At 69.3% G+C, this 17,433-nt stretch carries 19 protein-coding genes; 9 read left to right on the forward strand and 10 right to left on the reverse strand.

Going from position 1 to position 17,433, the window contains the following annotated elements; genetic code table 11:
- Positions 1-18: 18 nt before the first annotated feature.
- Both JL108_RS11120 and JL108_RS11125 read left to right on the forward strand, forming a co-directional pair.
- The gene (locus tag JL108_RS11120; RefSeq protein ID WP_205198342.1) at positions 19-1,173 is read left to right on the forward strand and encodes a pyridoxal phosphate-dependent aminotransferase; all 1,155 of its coding nucleotides are present in this window, start codon (positions 19-21) and stop codon (positions 1,171-1,173) included.
- Positions 1,174-1,269: 96 nt separating this feature from the next.
- Positions 1,270-1,902 (forward strand): HAD-IA family hydrolase, encoded by a 633-nt coding sequence (locus tag JL108_RS11125; protein ID WP_205198343.1) that lies wholly within the window; start codon positions 1,270-1,272, stop codon positions 1,900-1,902.
- 1 nt (position 1,903) lies between these two features.
- On the opposite strand, the gene JL108_RS11130 is transcribed toward JL108_RS11125, so the two are convergent.
- From JL108_RS11130 to JL108_RS11160, 7 genes are all read right to left on the reverse strand, one after another.
- On the reverse strand, positions 1,904-2,686 hold the full coding sequence (locus JL108_RS11130; RefSeq protein ID WP_205198344.1) for an amino acid ABC transporter ATP-binding protein: 783 nt from the start codon (positions 2,684-2,686) through the stop codon (positions 1,904-1,906).
- Positions 2,683-4,155, reverse strand: a complete 1,473-nt coding sequence (locus JL108_RS11135; RefSeq protein WP_240190955.1) for an ABC transporter substrate-binding protein/permease — start codon at positions 4,153-4,155, stop codon at positions 2,683-2,685. Before JL108_RS11135 ends, JL108_RS11130 begins: the two co-directional genes overlap by 4 nt.
- Before the next feature lie 479 nt (positions 4,156-4,634).
- The gene (locus tag JL108_RS11140) at positions 4,635-5,759 is read right to left on the reverse strand and encodes an FAD-dependent monooxygenase (RefSeq protein ID WP_205198345.1); all 1,125 of its coding nucleotides are present in this window, start codon (positions 5,757-5,759) and stop codon (positions 4,635-4,637) included.
- Positions 5,760-5,778: 19 nt separating this feature from the next.
- On the reverse strand, positions 5,779-6,594 hold the full coding sequence (locus JL108_RS11145) for an ABC transporter ATP-binding protein (RefSeq protein ID WP_205198346.1): 816 nt from the start codon (positions 6,592-6,594) through the stop codon (positions 5,779-5,781).
- On the reverse strand, positions 6,587-7,438 hold the full coding sequence (locus JL108_RS11150) for an ABC transporter permease (protein WP_240190961.1): 852 nt from the start codon (positions 7,436-7,438) through the stop codon (positions 6,587-6,589). Before JL108_RS11150 ends, JL108_RS11145 begins: the two co-directional genes overlap by 8 nt.
- Before the next feature lie 5 nt (positions 7,439-7,443).
- Positions 7,444-8,235: an ABC transporter permease gene (locus JL108_RS11155; RefSeq protein ID WP_205198348.1), complete on the reverse strand. Its 792-nt coding sequence runs from the start codon at positions 8,233-8,235 to the stop codon at positions 7,444-7,446.
- A 72-nt stretch (positions 8,236-8,307) separates the two neighbouring features.
- Entirely contained in the window at positions 8,308-9,267 is a 960-nt protein-coding gene (locus JL108_RS11160; RefSeq protein ID WP_205198349.1) for an ABC transporter substrate-binding protein, read from the reverse strand.
- Positions 9,268-9,527: 260 nt separating this feature from the next.
- Here JL108_RS11160 and JL108_RS11165 point away from each other — a divergent pair, with 260 nt between their 5' ends.
- The gene (locus JL108_RS11165; protein WP_205198350.1) at positions 9,528-10,079 is read left to right on the forward strand and encodes a MarR family winged helix-turn-helix transcriptional regulator; all 552 of its coding nucleotides are present in this window, start codon (positions 9,528-9,530) and stop codon (positions 10,077-10,079) included.
- A 27-nt stretch (positions 10,080-10,106) separates the two neighbouring features.
- Here the strand turns inward: JL108_RS11165 and JL108_RS11170 are convergent, their stop codons facing one another.
- The 3 genes from JL108_RS11170 to JL108_RS11180 all read right to left on the reverse strand — a co-directional run bounded on the left by JL108_RS11170 (position 10,107) and on the right by JL108_RS11180 (position 12,301).
- A complete protein-coding gene (locus tag JL108_RS11170; protein ID WP_205198351.1) occupies positions 10,107-10,436 on the reverse strand; it encodes a type II toxin-antitoxin system RelE/ParE family toxin in 330 nt (109 codons plus the stop codon).
- Positions 10,433-10,690: an addiction module protein gene (locus JL108_RS11175; RefSeq protein WP_205198352.1), complete on the reverse strand. Its 258-nt coding sequence runs from the start codon at positions 10,688-10,690 to the stop codon at positions 10,433-10,435. The genes JL108_RS11170 and JL108_RS11175 overlap by 4 nt, the downstream gene beginning before the upstream one ends.
- Positions 10,691-10,792: 102 nt before the next feature.
- Entirely contained in the window at positions 10,793-12,301 is a 1,509-nt protein-coding gene (locus JL108_RS11180) for an aldehyde dehydrogenase (RefSeq protein WP_205198353.1), read from the reverse strand.
- Between the two features lie 184 nt (positions 12,302-12,485).
- Between JL108_RS11180 and JL108_RS11185 the strand changes: the two genes are divergently transcribed.
- From JL108_RS11185 to JL108_RS11210, 6 genes are read left to right on the forward strand one after another with little or no spacing between them, the layout of a single operon-like run.
- Positions 12,486-13,016, forward strand: coding sequence for a cupin domain-containing protein (locus tag JL108_RS11185; protein WP_143914607.1), 531 nt, complete (start codon positions 12,486-12,488; stop codon positions 13,014-13,016).
- Positions 13,017-13,061: 45 nt separating this feature from the next.
- Positions 13,062-14,024 (forward strand): PDR/VanB family oxidoreductase, encoded by a 963-nt coding sequence (locus JL108_RS11190; RefSeq protein ID WP_205198354.1) that lies wholly within the window; start codon positions 13,062-13,064, stop codon positions 14,022-14,024.
- 24 nt (positions 14,025-14,048) lie between these two features.
- Complete coding sequence (locus tag JL108_RS11195) at positions 14,049-15,002, forward strand: VOC family protein (RefSeq protein WP_307837246.1); 954 nt, start codon at positions 14,049-14,051, stop codon at positions 15,000-15,002.
- Positions 15,003-15,014: 12 nt separating this feature from the next.
- Positions 15,015-15,851, forward strand: a complete 837-nt coding sequence (locus JL108_RS11200; protein ID WP_205198355.1) for an aspartate dehydrogenase domain-containing protein — start codon at positions 15,015-15,017, stop codon at positions 15,849-15,851.
- The gene (locus tag JL108_RS11205) at positions 15,848-16,684 is read left to right on the forward strand and encodes an alpha/beta fold hydrolase (RefSeq protein WP_205198356.1); all 837 of its coding nucleotides are present in this window, start codon (positions 15,848-15,850) and stop codon (positions 16,682-16,684) included. Before JL108_RS11200 ends, JL108_RS11205 begins: the two co-directional genes overlap by 4 nt.
- Positions 16,681-17,424, forward strand: a complete 744-nt coding sequence (locus JL108_RS11210; protein WP_205198357.1) for a 3-oxoacyl-ACP reductase family protein — start codon at positions 16,681-16,683, stop codon at positions 17,422-17,424. The genes JL108_RS11205 and JL108_RS11210 overlap by 4 nt, the downstream gene beginning before the upstream one ends.
- The last annotated feature ends 9 nt before the right edge of the window (positions 17,425-17,433 follow it).

The following is a 17,433-nucleotide window of genomic DNA, read 5'->3' on the forward strand; positions in this document are numbered from 1 at the left end:
CGGGTATCGTCGTAGCCGATGAAGACCTCCAGCGCACGCCTCACCGGCCTCGGCACCACGATCTTCGCCGAGATGACCGCGCTGGCGCAGTGCACCGGGGCGATCAACCTGGGCCAGGGCTTCCCGGACACCGACGGACCCGACGAGATCCTCACCTACGCGGCTGACACCGTCCGAGGTCACGGACATCACCAGTACGCCCCCGGCATCGGCATCCCCGAGCTGCGCCGGGCGATCGCCGAGCATCAGCACCGCTGGTACGACCTGGTCGTCGATCCCGATACCGAGGTCATCGTCTCCACCGGCGCCACCGAGGCGATCGCCGCGTCGCTGCTCGGCCTGCTCGACCCCGGCGACGAGATCGTCGTCCTCGAGCCCTACTACGACTCCTATGTCGCGATGATCCAGATGGCCGGCGCGACGCGGGTCCCCGTCACCCTGCGCACCCCTGACTTCCGCGTGCCGCTCGATGCCCTGCGGGCCGCGATCACCCCTCGGACCACCGCGATCCTGCTGAACTCGCCGCACAATCCCACCGGGACGGTGCTGAACCGCGAGGAACTCGAGACGATCGCCTCGGTGGCGGTCGCGCACGACCTCGTCGTCATCAGCGACGAGGTCTATGAGCACCTCGCCTTCGACGAGCCGCATGTCCCGATCGCCACGCTGCCGGGCATGCGCGAGCGGACGATCACGATCTCCAGCATCGGCAAGAGCTTCTCGCTGACCGGCTGGAAGGTCGGCTGGGCTACCGGTCCCGCGGAACTGCTGCGCTCGGTCATGGGGGTCAAGCAGTTCCTCTCGTACACCTCCGGCGCGCCGCTTCAGCCCGCCGCGGCAGCGGCGCTGGGGGCCGATGACGCCTACTTCGAGGCCTTCCGGGACCGTCTGCGTGGCCAGCGCGATCTGCTCTGCGACGGCCTGCGCGATATCGGCTTCGAGGTCTTCACGCCGCAGGGCACCTACTTCGCCACCACCGACGTGCGCCCGCTCGGCTATACGGATGGCATCGATTTCTGTCGCCGGCTTCCCGAGCTCGCGGGCGTGGTGGCGGTCCCACAGGAGGTCTTCTACGACGACCGAGAGGCCGGCCGGCCGCTCGTGCGCTGGGCCTTCTGCAAACGCCCCGGGGTCCTCACCGAAGCCCTCGACCGGCTGTCCGCCCTCACCTGAGCCTCGGCTCCTGCCGAGATGTGGCCACCTGTGGCCCGTTTCACCACACCCGAACCGGCCACAGGTGGCCACATCTGGGCAGGGAGAATGTGGGGTATGGAGTTTAGGTTCGGCGGTGTCCTGTTCGACTGCGACGGTGTGCTCGTGGACTCCCTCGAGGCCGCCGGTGCCGCGTGGGACGTCTGGGCGGAACGCTATGCCCCGCAGTTCGACTACCGCACGCAGATGCGCCACGGTGTGCGCGCCGCTGACATCGTGGCCTCCTTCGTGGTCGCCGACCGGAGGGCGGAGGCCGAGAGCTTCCTGGAAGAGGCCGAGATCGAGGGGGCGGCGGGAACGCACGGCATCGCCGGAGCGGCGAGCCTCACCGCCGCTCTCCCCGGAGGCCGATGGGCCGTCGTCACGTCGGGGACGAGCCGGCTCGTCCGCGCCCGCCTCGACGCCGTCGGCATCGCCCGGCCCGAGCACATCATCGCCGCCGAGGACGTCACCTACGGCAAGCCGGACCCGGAGCCCTATCTGCTGGGCGCCAAAGGTCTCGGCCTAGAGCCGTCGGTCTGTGTCGTGTTCGAGGACGCGCCGGCCGGGGTCGCCGCCGCACGGGCCGCGGGAGTCGCCGCCGTGATCGGTGTCGGGGACCACCTCGAGGGAGCCGAGGTCGACGCCCGCGTCGACGACCTGCGTCAGGTGCGGGTGGCCGGGGACACCCTCATCCTCCAGTCCCGCTGAATCATTCGACGCCGGGATTGAGCACCCGGCGCAGGAACCGCCGCGTGCGCTCCCGCTCGGGATCGCCGATGACCTGAGCCGGCGTTCCCCGCTCGATGACGACACCATCGTCGAGGAACAGCACCTGATCGGCCACCGCCTCGGCGAACCGCACCTCGTGGGTCACGATCAGCATCGTCCATCCCTGACTCGCCAGATCTCGGATCACGGCGAGGACCTCACCCACGATCTCCGGATCGAGGGCCGAGGTCGGCTCGTCGAACAACACGACGCGCGGCGTGATCGCCAGTGCACGGGCGATGCCGACCCGCTGCTGCTGCCCTCCCGACAGCTGCGAGGGATACGCGTCCTCCCGATCGCCGAGACCGACCTGCGCCAGCAGCGCCCGGCCCTCGGCGACCGCCTCGTCGCGCGGGCGCCGCTGAGCGGTGACCGGGCCTTCGATGATGTTCTGGAGCGCGGTCAGGTGCGGGAAGAGGTGGTGTTGCTGGAAGACCATGCCCGACTGCGCACGCAGCTCCCTCAGGATCGTCTCGCGGCCTCGTCCGGATGCCGGCAGCCGGTCGAAGTCGACCTCGACATCACCGACCGACACGATGCCGCTCTCGGGGACGTCGAGGGCGTTGAGACAGCGAAGCAGCGTCGTCTTGCCCGAGCCCGACGGTCCGAGCAGAGCCGTGGCCGTGCCCTGCGAGGCCTCGAGATCGACGCCGCGCAGGACGGAACGGTCGCCGAAGGACTTGTGCAGTCCGTGAGCGCGCAACAGCGGCGGAGAGGAGGTCATGTCACGTACCGATCCAGTCGACGTTCGAGCCGGTGCTGGGCCCGCGACAGCAGCCAGCACACGATCCAGTAGTAGAGCCCCGCGAAGGCGTACAACGCGAGGAACTCGTTGCTCTCCCCCGCCGCCACCTGAGCGACGCGGAACAGATCGGTCACCAGCAGCACCGAGGCGAGCGAGGTGTCCTTCACCAGTGAGAGCAGGCTGTTCGAGAGCGGCGGGACGGCCGTGCGCAGGGCCTGCGGCAGGATGATGCGCCGAAGCGTCTGGCGATAGTCCAGGCCGATCGTGCGGGCGGCCTCGGTCTGCCCTCGAGGCACGGCCAGGATCGACGACCGGATGATCTCGGCGGCATAGCCGGCGACATTCAGGCTGAAGGTCGCCACCGCGGCCGGGAAGCGATCGAAGGTGAGTCCGAGCTGCGGCAGGCCGTAGAAGACGACGAAGAGCTGGAGGAGCAGCGGCGTCCCGCGAATGATCGAGACGAATGCCCCCGCCGGCCAGGAGAGCCAGCGGGTCCGCGAGATGCGGGCCAGGGCGACGCCCAGCGCGAGGATGAGACCGAGGACGAAGCTTGCCGCGGTGAGCGGGATCGTGACCTTGAGGAGCGCCAGCGTCATCGGCCAGGCCTCAGCTCGGAGCACGTCCCACGTCGATCGGCCGCCGCGCCCCTCGGTGGTCGCCTCCCCGCCGTCCTCGATCGACACGTCTGCACCGAAGTAACTGTCGGAGATCTCGGAGAGCGAGCCGTCCTCGCGCAACGAGTTCAGCGCCCGGTCGGCCTCGTCGCGGAGAGCGCCCTCGTCCTGCCGGAAGACGAGTACCTGCTCGGAGGTCTCCTGGTCGGCATCCGCGGCGATCTTGACCGCGTCCGAACCGGTGGTGGCGAGGTAGTCGAGGACGGCGATGTTGTCGTTGACGATCGCATCGACCCGGCCCTGCACCAGCAGCTCCGCGGCCTGGGCGAAGCCCTCCACCGTCTCGACCTTCGCACCGGCCTCGCGCGCGATCGCGGCCCAGTTGGTGGTGCTCGACTGTGCGGTGGTCTTGCCCTCGAGATCGGCCAGGCTCTGGATCGAGTCGTCATCGGATCGGGTGACGATCACACCCCGCGAGTAGGTGTACGGCTCGCTCAGCGCGTACCGGGCCTCGCGCTCGGGATTGATAGAGACCTGATTGGCGATGATGTCGACGCGACCGGCATCCAGGGCGGGGAAGATCGCGTCGAACTGGGTCTCGACGAACTCCAGCCGCCAGCCCGCGCGCTCGGCGACCGCCTCGATGACCTCGATGTCGTAACCGGTCAGCTCGTCGGTATCGGGATCGCGGTAGGTGAACGGCGGATACGTGCCCTCGGTACCGACGCGGAGGACCGGATCGTCCTGCTCGGCCGGCATCGCCGTCGCTGGTCCACCGAGCAGGAGCGTCAGCAGGACGGCGAGCGCCATCGACCAACGGACGGCACGCGACATCGCTCCCCCTCGGTCAGACTCTCACCCTGGCCGCGCGGCACAGGCGACAGCGGCGAGCACGGCCCTCAGTGTAGCCCCGGCAGTCCCTCGCGGCCGGTCGTCTCAAGGCGCCCGACCACCGCATTGGCATCGCCCCGGCGCGGTCGCACATGAGCGATGAATGAGCAACCATCACGCCTCGGACCGTCGTCCGTGGCGAGACCGGTGGGTGACCACGCACCGCCCTCGATCCACGACGCCGGGGCGGTGCGTCATCAACGATCCTCGCGGCGCACCCCGCCACGCACACCAAAACCGATGGTTGGCCACTCACCGGGATCCGGCCTCGGCGCAAGGCGGTGCACCATCAACCATCCCGATCGCAGCGTGGTTGAGCACTCACCGCGATCGATACGGACCCGATACAGGTGCGCCATCAACCATCGCGTCGGGTGAAGGTTGGTTGATCACTCACCGCCCTCGGGAAGGGACCGAGGAAGTCAGGCGAGGGGGGTGGTCCAGGCGTCGTAGCCGTAGACCCAGTCTCCGTCGCCGGAGTCCTTGAGCCACTCGTTGCCGCGTGAGCCGATCTGGATCGTCGCCGTACGGTCGTGGCGCGCCTCCTCATAGGCGCGGAGACGGTCGGCGAGCTCACCGGGCTCGGCCAGCGCGCGGGCGAGCACCACCGCGTCCTCGATCGCCTGCCCGGCCCCCTGCGCCATGAACGGCATCATCGGATGGCAGGCATCGCCGAGCAGGGTCACCCGATCCGTCGACCAGCGCGGCAACGGGTCGCGGACGTAGAGCGCCGACTTCAGCACCTCGTCGACGGCATCGAGCAGCCGCCGGGCCTCGGGATGGAAGGACGCGTACATCGAACGCAACTCATCGGAGTCACCCGGCGTGGTCCACGACTCCTCGAGCCAGCTGTCCTGCGGGGCGGTGGCGAAGATGAAGACGTCCTCGCCCCGGTTGAGTGGGAAGGTGACGATCTGCGTCTGCGGATCGGGCCCCCACCACTTGGTGAACGTTCCGAGATCGGCTTGATCGGAGAGCTTCTCGGCCGGCACGACCGCGCGGAAGGCGACGACGCCGGTGAACTCCGGATGCTCCTGTCCATGGACGGCGGTGCGGACGGCCGAGTGGATCCCGTCCGCGCCGACGACGAGATCGGCCCGATGGGTCGTGCCGTCGGCGAAGCCCAACTCGACACCATCCGCATCTTCGGTCAGCGAGGTCAGTCGCTTGTCGAGCTGCAGGGAGCCCTCCGGCAGCGCCTGCTGCAAGGCCGCGAGCAGGTCGGCCCGATGCATCGTCAGCTGCGGGGAGCCGTAGGCCCGCTCGGCCGCATCGGACATCTCCAGCCGCGAGGTCACCTCGCCGGTGTCCCACGTGCGGCTGATGCGGTGGGTCGGCCGGGCAGCCGTGCGCCGCAACTCCTCGCCCACACCGAGCCCGTCCAGCGCGCGGACGGCGTTCGGGGTGAGGTTGATGTCGGCGCCCACCCGACCGAGCCCCGGGGCCTGCTCGAAGACCCGGACCCAGTGTCCGGCCTTGTCCAGCGCGATGGCAGCGGCCATGCCGCCGATGCCTCCGCCGATGATCGCGATATCGCGCTCGGTCATGTTCGTCTCCCTCATCTGGTCAGGCCACCCGCACGTCCGACGCATCGTCCGGCGTCGCGGTACCGCGCAGCAGCCGCAGTACGTGTGCTCGCGCATGGACGAACTCGGCCTCCTCCTTGGTCGTGATCTGATCACGCGGACGCGCCAGGCCGACGTCGATCACCTCGGCGACGGTGCTCGGCGGCTTGGAGAGCACGATGATCCGGTCCGCCAGATAGACGCTCTCGTCGATATCGTGCGTGACCACCAGCACCGTGATGTCGAGCTGCGCCTGGATCGACAGCAGCAGGTCCTCCAGCTCCGCGCGGGTCTGGGCGTCGACCGAGGCGTAGGGCTCGTCCATCACCAGCAGCCGCGGCCGGCAGGCCAGCGCCCGGGCGATCGCGACACGCTGCTGCATGCCTCCGGACATCTGCCACGGGTACAGCCGGCCCTTGCCGTCGAGGCCGACGGCCTTGAGCGCCTCCTCGACGCGCTGGGCGCGTTCGGCCTTGGACGTCCGGCGGCGCAGCGGGAAGGCGACATTGTCCTCGACCCGCATCCACGGGAACAGCGAACGCGAGTAGTCCTGGAAGACCATCGCGAGTCCCTCTGGCACGCCGTTGACGACCTCGCCGTCGAACAGCACGCGACCGCTCGTGGCCTCCTCGAGGCCGGTGATGATGCGCAGGAGCGTGGTCTTGCCGGCCCCTGAAGGACCCACGATGACCGACACCTTCCCGGCCGGGATGGTGGCGCTGATGTTGCCGATCGCGCGATTCTGCCCGTAGGTCTTCGAGATCTCGTCGAGTACCAGCTCCGCGGGGGCGGGGGTCTCGGTGGCGTGGTCAGTCATGCTGAAGGGTCACTCCTCTGTGCCAGGCCAGGACCCGGCGTTCGATCTGGACGAGTAGGACGTTCAGGACGATGCCGATGAGCGCCAGCGCCACCAGCACGGACCAGAAGCCCGGATAGTCGAAGTTCCGTTGGTTCGCGACGAGCAGATTGCCGAGCCCGTTCTTGGAGCGCTGGAGCTCGGAGATGATCATGAGGATCAGCGAGAGCGAGAGCGCGACCCGGACGCCGGCGAAGATCTTGGGGGCGGCGCCGGGGAGCACGATGCGGGTCAGCACATCCCACGAGGAGATCTTGAAGACCGAGGCGACATGGGCTCGCGCGGTGCCGATGCTCTGCACGCCGTCGATCGTGTTGAACAGGATCGGCCAGACGATGCCGAAGGCGATCAGCAGCACCTTCGGCCAGTCTCCGGTGCCGAACAGCAGGAAGAAGACGCCGATGAGAGCCGGCGTCGGCAGCGAGCGTCCTAGGTGCACGAGCGGCTGGAAGAGGGCGGCAAGCACCGGCTGCAGGCCGAGCGCAATCCCGAGGCCGACGCCCACCACGACCGCGAGCCAGAAGCCGAGGGTGGCCCGCCACAGGCTGGGGATGAGATCGCCACGCGCGACATCGCCGAGGAAGAAGTGGCGTGGATCGGTGCTCAGGAAATCGCTGATCACCCGCTGCGCGACCTCCAGCGGAGGCGCGATGAACAGGCCGTTGGTCTCGCTGCGCGAGCCCAACCACCAGAGGAAGACCAGCAGGACCGGGACGATCAGCCGGATGGCCGCGGTCTTCAGCAGGGGTCCGAGACGATGGGGCAGACGCGTGGACGGCATCGCCGTCGACTCGTCGTGGGTCATGGAGGTCACTGAGCCAACCCCTCCTTCCAGCCGAAGGCCAGTCGATCGATGGAGGCGAGGACGCCGGTGACGAGCACACCCAGCACACCGGCCACGAGGGTCGCCGCGTAAACGCCGTCGAGATTGCCCGCATTGGTGCTGGCCACCAGGATGTAGCCGCCGATGCCCTGCCCGGAGCCGAACAGCAGCTCGGCGCTCACCGCGACGATCAGTCCGATCGAGGCGGCCACGCGAATGCCCGTGAACATGAAGGGCAGCGCGGCGGGGAGGCGGATCTGCATCAGGATCCCGGCGCGCGAGACGTGCAGCGTCCGGGCGGTCTGGATGGCCACCGGATCGACCGCCCGGGCCGCGTACATGGAGTTGAAGAGGATCGGCCACATGCACGCCAGCGCGACCGTGAGCGAGAGCGGCAGCATGCCCGCGCCCAGGATCAGGACGAGCAGGGGCCCGACGGCGATCGACGGCAGCGGGCGGAGGATCTCGACCGGCAGCAGGAACATCGAGAAGATCGTCGGCACTGCCCCCATCAGGCCGCCGAGGATGATGCCCACGACCGAGGCGATCACCAGTCCGAGCAGCCACTGCCGCAGCGTGAAGCCGATCTGGGTCCAGAACTCGCCATCGCCGAGCAGGTTGACGACCTGGCCGCCGACGGCGCTCGGCAGGGGCAGGCCCTCGCCGGAGAGCAGCCCCGTGCGGATCACCAGCTCCAGCACCGCGACGAAGCCGACCACGCCGACGACGCCCAGGACCACCTGGGTGCGCCGCGTGAGCGGATCGTGGATCAATTGCATCGAATCAGTCCTCTGGTGGTGTGGATGGTGCCGCGCGGAGCCTGGGCCCCGCGCGGCACGGCCCGGGGGACGTCAGTCCTCGTTGACGATCGTGAACTCGGACGCGTCATAGCCTTCTTCGATGATTCCCAGCTCGGCCATGAAGTCGGCGATGTCCTGCATGCCCTCGACACTGAGCTGCACGTCGAGCACGGGAAGGTGCATCTCGGCGGTCGCGTCGGGGTCGGCGTCAGTCGCCTCGGGCCACCAGGAGCGGAACTCGTCGTCCTTGCCCTCCATGTCATCGCGGGCGGCGTTCAGCGCCTTGGCGAAGCGCTCGACGGTGTCGGCATCGGAGTTCGCGAACTGGGTGCTGGTGACGAAGGTCGAGACCGGCAGGCCGACCGTCTCACCCTGCACGAGATTGGCCACCTGGCGAAGACCCGCCTGTCGCGCCGCGGTGGCGTAGGGCTCGGGGAGGTAGCCGGCCTCGATCGATCCGTTCTGCACGCCGGCGACCATCTCCGGGAAGGGCACCTCGACCCACTCCGGCTCGGCGTCGACGCCCTCCTCCTGTGCGTGCCGCGCGAAGGTCACGTCGCCGATGTTGTTGGTGGTGTTGATGCCGACGGTCGCGCCGTCGAGGTCCCCGAGCTCCTCGATCGGCGAGTCGGGGGTGACGAAGACGCCGAGCTCGTCCTCGCCGAGACCGCTCACGAGGGCGACGGTCTGGACCGGGGCGCCCTGCGCGCTGGCCACGGTGGAGCTGATGGCATTGGAGAAGGCGAAGTCCAGCTCGCCGGCCACGACCTGCTGGATGCCGACCGGGCCGCCTTGCAGCGGCTCGAAGGTGACCTTCAGGCCCTGCTCTTCGTACTGGCCGTGGTCCTCGGCCCAGTAGACCGGGGCGTAGTCCGCGAGCGGCAGTACGCCGACGGTGATCTCGGTGAGCTCGTCACCGTCCCCGCTTCCGTCGCCGCCGTCACCCCCGCAGGCAGTGAGTAGCAAGGGCGTGGTGGCGGCGAGGGCCGCGAGCTTCCAGCGTGTGCGCATCCGTGAACTCCTGGGGGGGGTGGACCGGGGTGTGTCCCCGATCACGTCGCTGATGTCGCACCAGTGTGGACATCTTTTATCTAAGAGGTCAAGCTCTAAGAGACTTTTTTTTACCTGCCCGACATCAAATGAGAGACAACTACCGCTCGATCGAGTACCTTTTGTGAGGGTAGGCAAACCAGACGTGACCCCACCCGCGAGGTACTGTCGGGTAGCGCCCGAGGACGGTGCGACACCTTACCGCTGAGGAGATTTCGACAATGGCGACATCGCGCCCCAGGCGATCATCGGACCTGGTCGACCTCATCATCGACCAGTGGAGCCGGGAGATCCCCGATCTGGACGTGGGTAGCATCGGCGTGCTCGGACGCCTCCACCGCTGCGACCTGCGTTACCAGGCGCTCGTCAGCGAGATCCTCGCCGAGTTCAACCTCACCACCGCCGCCTTCGACGTGCTCGCCTCCTTGCGACGCAGCGGCCCGGACTACCGGCGCACCGCCGGGCAGCTGGCCGAGATCGGCCTGGTCAGCAGCGGCGGCATCACCCAACGCATCGACCGACTCGTCGACGCCGGCCTGGTGGAACGTTCCAAGGAGCCGCACGACCGCCGGATCGTCTACATCCAACTGACCGCGGAAGGCAAGGACCTCATCGACACCGTCCTCCAGCGGCACTTCGACGAGCAGAACACCCTCCTAGCGGGACTGAACCGGGCCGAACAGCGTCAGCTCGCCCAGCTGCTGTCGCGGCTGGAGGTTTCCCTCGAGATGGCCGAACGCCGCCGCGACGAACCCAACCTCGACGCCGGCTGACGCACCCGCTCGGGATCGACATACCCGCTACTGACGGTCCGCCTCGCCGAGTCGATGCCTCCAGTAATCAGGCCGGCGGCGGTGGTGTGCATAAGCGAGGATCACGACGCCGGGACCGGAGTGGTAGTACAGCACCCGATAAGGGAAGACCCCGACCTTCCTGCTGCGGATCGACGGGGTTCCCTCCCACCCGGGAAGCACCGACGCAGCGTGCGGCCAGTCGAGGATGCTCTGCACAGTGGCATCGACCGCGTCGAGATAGTCATTGCCCAGCCCTGGCTGTTCGTCGTCATACCAGAAGGCGGCCGCACGCAACTCGACACGAGCCTCTGGATGCTCGCGCTTGCTCGGGCTCACACCCGACGCGCCGCCAACTCGTCGCGGAGCTGGGCATGCGACTCATCGACCTCGAGCAGCTGGACCTGGCCGCTCTCCACTCCGTCGACACGGCGGCGCAATTCAGCACGCCACGCCGCATCGACACGCACCTGATCGGCCCCGGCATCGCGCTCATCGTCGAGACTGGAGAGAACTCGGTGAATCACCGCCGCGCGCTCATGCGTGTCGAGTGCGAGCAATGCTCGCTCGACCTCCACGGCGTCCGATGTCATGCAGCGAGTCTAGCGCCGGAGACCCGCGGCCACCAGGAACTTCTCCACAGCTGACGTGCCCGTTGAGCGTGGGGGGACCTCCCACACTCAACGAGTGTGAGGTCAGTGGCGGCCCCAGGGGATGGGGTCGCCGGTGAGATCCCAGTACAGGCTCTTCTGGCGCATGTACTGCGCGATACCGTCGCGGCCCTTCTCCGTCCCCAGGCCGCTCTCCTTGTGCCCGGAGAACGGCGTCGAGATGCTGAACTGCTTGTAGGTGTTGATCCAGACCGTTCCCGCCTCGACGGCCCGCGCGATACGCCAGGCACGCCGGTAGTCGGCGGTCCAGATGCCGCAGGCGAGACCGAAGTCGTTGTCATTGGCTTGCGCGACGAGCTCGTCCTCGTCCTCGAAGGGCAGCACCACGGCGACCGGACCGAAGATCTCCTCACGGCAGATGGTGTCCTCATTGCGCACCCCGGCGAGGATCGTGGGCAGATAGTAGGCACCCTCGGCCAGCGACTCGTCGTCCGGCACGCTCGCGCCCGTGAGCACCTGGGCCCCCTCCTCGACCGCCTGCCGCACCATCTCCGCCACCTGATCGCGGTGGTCGTGGTGGACCATCGGCGCGATATCGGTCGCCGGATCGGTGCCTGGGCCGACCCGCAGCGTTTCCGCGCGCTCGACCAGGCGTCCGACGAACTCGTCGTAGACCTCGGCGTGGACGAACACGCGTGAGCCGGCGATGCAGCTCTGCCCGCTGGACGAGAAGATCCCGTACGCGACCCCGGCGACGGCTTGATCGAGGTCGGCATCGGGGAAGACGATCGTCGGCGACTTCCCGCCGAGCTCGAGCGTGACGGGCATGACCTTGTCGGCAGCGACACGACCGATACTGCGACCGGTCGTGGTGCCGCCCGTGAACGAGATCTTGCCGACGCCCGGATGGGCGACGAGGGCATTGCCGATGATGCGCCCGGAACCCGGGAGCACCGAGAGCAGACCTGCCGGGAGACCGGCCTCCTCGCAGATCCGGCCGAGCAGCAGGGAGACGAGCGGCGCCCACACCGGCGGCTTCAGCACCACGGCATTGCCGGCGGCGAGGGCGGGGGCGACCTTCTGGGCATCCGAGGCGATCGGCGAGTTCCAGGGGGTGATGGCCGCGATGACCCCATAGGGCTCGTGCACGGTCATCGTGAGACTGCCGCCGCGCTGCGGGGTGACCGACTCCTCCATGGTCTCCAGTGCCGCGGCCATATAGCGGAAGGTGCCGGCGGCGCTCGCCGCGAGGGCACGGGTCTCCCCCAAGGTCTTGCCGGTGTCGGCGGTCTGCACACGCGCGATCTCGTCGGCGCGCTCCTCGATGAGATCGCCGATCCGATACAGCACGCGGGCCCGTTCATGCGGGAGCAGGTCGCGCCAGCCGCTCTCGCGTGCCGCGGCGTGGCCTCCGGCGACCGCGTCCTCGACATCGTCGAGCGCCGCACCGTGGAAGGCGTGCACGACGGCTCCGGTGGCGGGATCCCGTGTCTCGATGAGGTCGCCGCCGCCACGGCGCCACCGGCCGGCCACGAGGATCTCATCGGACCACCCGGTGACCGGACCGATGCCGTCTACCGTGGATAGAGTCATGAAAATCTCCTTAGGGCAAAGATATTTTTGAAGGGCCGGTGAACCCTGGGAAGCTGGGCCGATCGGCGTCTCACACCTGTTTGAATGTCGCTTTTCTCAGCGATCAAGCCTTGACGCGCAGCGTGACACGCCTCATAGTACTAAATATCTTAGCTCTGAAACAACAGCTTGAAGGAGTCACCCGATGACCACCACCGATGCGAATGTCGACGCCAACCCCGAGCTCGAGCAGCTGATCGATTCCTGCATTGCCTCGCGCGAGACCCGCAACGAGGACTGGGACACGCTCGGCTTCCAGGCCCAGAAGGGCGGCGACCGCTTCCGCCGCGCCCAGATCCGCTACGTCGGCTCCGGCGCGACGGGCAACCACGAGGGCGATGACAACATCATCCCCTCGAAGGGCTTCACCTTCTCCAACATGCGGCTCCCCTCCGGCGCGGTCGGCCCCGAGCACACGCACAATGACGTCGAGGAGGCCTTCTTCGTCCTCGAGGGCGAGGTCGAGGTCACCGTCCACGATGTCGAGGACGGCACCAAGACCGCCACCCGCGTGCTCGGCTACCGCGACCTCATCGTCGTGCCGGCCGGCGTGCCGCGCAGCCTGCGCAACCCGGGCACCGAGGACGCGCTCTTCTGCGTCATCATCGGCACCCAGAAGCCCCAGCTGCCGACCTACCCCAAGACGTCGGAGATGTACGGCGTCACGCGCGACTGAGCCGCGGCTCAGCCCGATTCACCACCACAGGGAGGCACACCTGCGATGGACACCCGGAATGATTCACGCGAGCTGCGCGTCAGCCAGATGCGCTGGGAGGCCGACGGCGTCCTGAGCGTCCGGTTCTGCGACCCGTCAGGAGAGGATCTGCCCTCCTGGCAGCCCGGCGCCCACCTCGCGCTGCATCTCCCCGGCGGTCTCGTCCGGGAGTTCTCCCTCTGCTCCGATCCGCAGGACCGCGACGGCTGGACCGTCGCGGTCCTGCGGGAGCCGAGCTCACGCGGCGGCAGCGCCTATGTGCACACGCAGCTGCGCGTCGGCGACCTGATCACCGTCGACGGGCCCCGCAACAACTTCGGCCTCGAGGACGCCGAGCGCTACCTGCTCATCGCGGGTGGCATCGGCATCACGCCGATCCTCGCGATGGCCCGCGAGCTGGAGAGCCGCGGCGCCGACTGGCGCATGCTCTACGCCGGCCGCTGGGTCACCACCATGGCCTTCCTCGCCGAACTGGATCGGATCGGCGCGGGCAAGGTGGAGCTGCATGCCGACGACGAGGCCGGAGGCCCGCCCGATCTGGCGGCGACCCTCGCCGATGTCGACGGCCGCACCCTTGTCTACGTCTGCGGCCCCGAGCCGCTGCTCGCCGCCGTCGAGGAGCAGCTGGCTGATCCGGGCCGCCTGCGCCTCGAGCGCTTCAAGGCGCCCGAGCCCATCGCCCCGCCCGCGGGCGGGGACCAGCCCTTCGACATCGTCTGCGCCGGCTCCGGCCGCCGCATCCACGTGCCGGTCGACACCACCGCGCTCGCCGCGCTGGAGGCCGCCGGGGTCCCGATGCCGAGCTCCTGCACGGAGGGCATCTGCGGCACCTGCGAGACCGGCGTGATCGCCGGTACCGTCGACCACCGCGACTTCCTGCTCACCGAGGACGAGAAGAGCGCGCAGAAGACGATGTTCGTCTGCGTCTCGCGTGCGCTCACCCCCGAGCTCACCCTCGACGTCTCCTGATCCTTCGACCCTTTGGAGCCCACCGTGACCGATTCGATGATCGTCAACCCCGGACCTCCCGTCGCCACCGTGCGCTCGCTGCGCTCGGTCTCGCTGCTCGTGCCCGATCCCCAGGCGGCGATCGACTTCTACACCGGCTCATGGGGACTCAGCGCCGTCGACCAGGGCGATGACGCGGCCTGGCTGCGCGGCACCGGCGAGGAGCACCACATCCTGCACCTCGGCCACCACGAGGAGAACGCCCTCGGCCGCATCGTCTTCGCCGTCGCCACGCGCCGGGAGGTCGACGACGCCGCTCGCGCGCTGGAGACCCTCGGCGTGCCGATCGTCCACGAGCCCGGCCCGCTCGACGATGCCGCGGGCGGCTACGGCGTGCAGTTCGTCGACCCCGAGGGACGCCTCATCGAGCTCAGCGCCGACCGTTACGCGGTCACCGCCCAGGACGCCAACGGCCGCGAGGCGATCCCCCGCAAGATCGCCCACGTCGTGCTCAACACCGTCGACATCGACGCCGCCTGTGCCTTCTACACCGAGGTGCTGGGCATGCGGATCTCGGACTGGTCCGAGCACCAGATGGCCTTCCTGCGCTGCAACAGCGACCACCACGTCATCGCCTTCAACCAGGCCCCGTGGACCTCGGTCAATCACGTCGCCTACGAGATGCCGACCGTCGATCACTTCATGCGCGGCATCGGCAAGCTCAAGCAGACCGGGGTCAGTCCCGAGTGGGGACCGGGCCGCCACGGACCGGGCGACAACACCTTCTCCTACTTCACCGATCCGGCCGGACTCGTGTGCGAGTACACCTCCGAGGTCGCGCAGATCGACGAGGACAGCTGGCTCTGCCGGGTCTGGAAGCGGACCCCGGAGCTCTCGGACCAGTGGGGCACCGCGGGCCCGCCCACCGAGAAGATCCGCCGGCACATGGCCGGCATCCCCGACTCGGGCCACCTCACCCGCCTCTCGACCACCGCCTGAGCGAGCACGACGATGAGCGAAGCCGTAGCCGTTCCCGTGCCAACCGCGCCTCGTCCCCGCGAGGGCGACCTGCGGGTCGTCGTGCTGGGCAAGGGGGCGATCGGGGCGCCGGTGCGCGAGGCGCTCGCGTCCGGACATGTCCAGGGGGCCCAGCTGACCGCGATCGTCGACCGTCGCGGCGCGACTCGACCCGATGGCGAGCCCATCCAGGGCGATACCTGGCTGGACGAGGCCGATCTGGTCGTCGAGGCGGCCGGGCAGACGGCCGTGGCCTCCCTCGGGCCCTCGGTCATCGCCGCCGGGGTGGACCTGCTCGTACTCTCCATCGGCGCGCTCGGCGATGGAGACCTGCACGACCGGCTCTCCGCCGGGCCCGGCCGGCTCTACCTGTCGACCGGGGCGATCGGGGGACTCGACGTGCTCCGCGCCGTCGCAGATGCAGGCACACTGCAGCACGCCCGTATCGAGACCACCAAGAAGCCCCGGACGCTGATCCAGGACTGGATGTCCCAAGGCCAGCGCGCCGAGCTGCTCGACGCCGTCAGCCGTGTGGAGGTGCTGCGGGGAAGCCCCCAGCACATCGCCGCTGCCTTCCCGGCCTCCGCGAATGTCGCGATGGCCGTGGCGGCAGCCGCGGGCTCCCCCTCGCTCGTCGAGGCAGCGGTCTTCGCCGACCCCACATGTACCGTGACGACCCACGAGATCACCGTCGAGTCGACCACCGGCACCTATCGCTTCCAGATCGCGAACCGGCCGTCTCCGGAGAATCCGGCGACCTCCGGTCTGGTCCCGCTCAGCGTGCTGCGTGCGATCCGCGACCTCGCCGGGCGGAAGGAGACCGTGCTGTGACCGGCCCCCAGCCCACCGAGGTCGCCGTGCGTACCTGGGCCCCCTCGGGTTCCTCTTCTCCCCGGACGACCCCGATCCTCCTCCTGCACGGCATCGGCGGCCGCGCCGACGCGTTCTCGGCGATGGGCGAGCTGCTCGCCGAGGCGGGCTGGAACACCGTCGCCTGGGACGCTCCCGGCTACGGCGCATCCCCCGACCCCGGCGCCGACATGCCCGGGGACGATGCTCCGGGCACCTATGTCGACGCCGTTCTCCGGCTCCTGGACGAGATGGGTGCGGCCGAGGCTCACCTCGTCGGCGTCTCCTGGGGTGGGGTGATCGCGACCCACGTCGCGGCGCGCGCCTCCGAGCGGGTCGCCTCCCTCACCCTCATCGACAGCACCCGGGGCTCCGGGACCACCGAGGAGAAGGCCGCCGGGATGCGAGCGCGGGTCGACGAGCTGATCGAGCTCGGCGGACCCGACTTCGCGGCGCGCCGCGCCCCCCGGCTGCTGGCCGACGGCGCCGACCCGGCGATCGCGGCCGAGGTCACCGACCACATGGGACGTGTCCGCGTGCCCGGTTACCGCGGCGCCGCCGAGATGATGGCCCAGAGCGACACCGGACCGCTGCTGCCGACGCTCCGCGTACCCACGCTCGTGGTGGTCGGCGACGAGGACCGCGTCACCGGTGTCGACGAGTCCCGGCTGCTCGCCCGCGAGATCCCCGGAGCCCGGTACGCCGAGATCGCCGGCGCCGGCCATGCCGCCTCCCAGGAGCGGCCCGCCGAGGTCACCGCCGAGCTGCTGGCCTTCCTGTCCGACCTTCCCGTCGCCGAGGGACTGAGCCGATGAGCGAGACTCCGCTGTACGTGGTCACCGGCGCCGGGCGCGGCCTCGGCCTGGCGATCGCCGAACGCCTCGGGCGCGACGGCGCCCGCATCGTGGTGGCCGAGCTGCGCCCCGAGATCGCCGAACAGGGCCTCGCCCACCTGACCGGACTCGGCATCGAGGCCCATCGGGTCGACACCGATGTCGCCGATGCGGACTCGGTCTCCGCACTGGGCGAGGCCGTCCGGGTCCTCGGCGGCGCGCACGGCCTGGTCAACAACGCCGCCCTCGCCGACGGGGTCGGCGGGCTGCCCTTCCACCAGATCCCCGAGGACGCCTTCAGCCGCGTCCTCGACGTGAACGTCCGCGGCACCTGGCTGGTGTCTCGCGCGCTCTACCCGCAGATCGCGCAGCACCGCGGGGCGATCGTCAACCTCGCCTCGGATGCCGCGCTCTACGGCTCCCCGCGCCTCGCGCACTACATCGCCTCCAAGGGAGCGATCATCTCCATGACCCGGGCGATGGCCCGCGATGCCGGGCCCGATGAGGTGCGCGTCAACGCGGTCGCCCCCGGGCTGACCCGCGTCGAGGCGACCGAGACCGTGCCCGATGAGCGCTACGACCTGTACCGCACGGGCCGTGCGCTCGACCGCGACCAGACCCCGGAGGACATGTCCGGGGCGGTGGCCTTCCTGCTGTCCGACGATGCCCGCTACGTCACCGGCCAGACGCTCGTCGTCGACGGTGGCTTCGTCATGCACTGACCTCGATCT

The sequence above is a fragment of the Aeromicrobium sp. YIM 150415 genome, assembly GCF_016918125.1.
In the GTDB taxonomy this organism is placed as follows: Bacteria; Actinomycetota; Actinomycetes; order Propionibacteriales; family Nocardioidaceae; genus Aeromicrobium; species Aeromicrobium piscarium.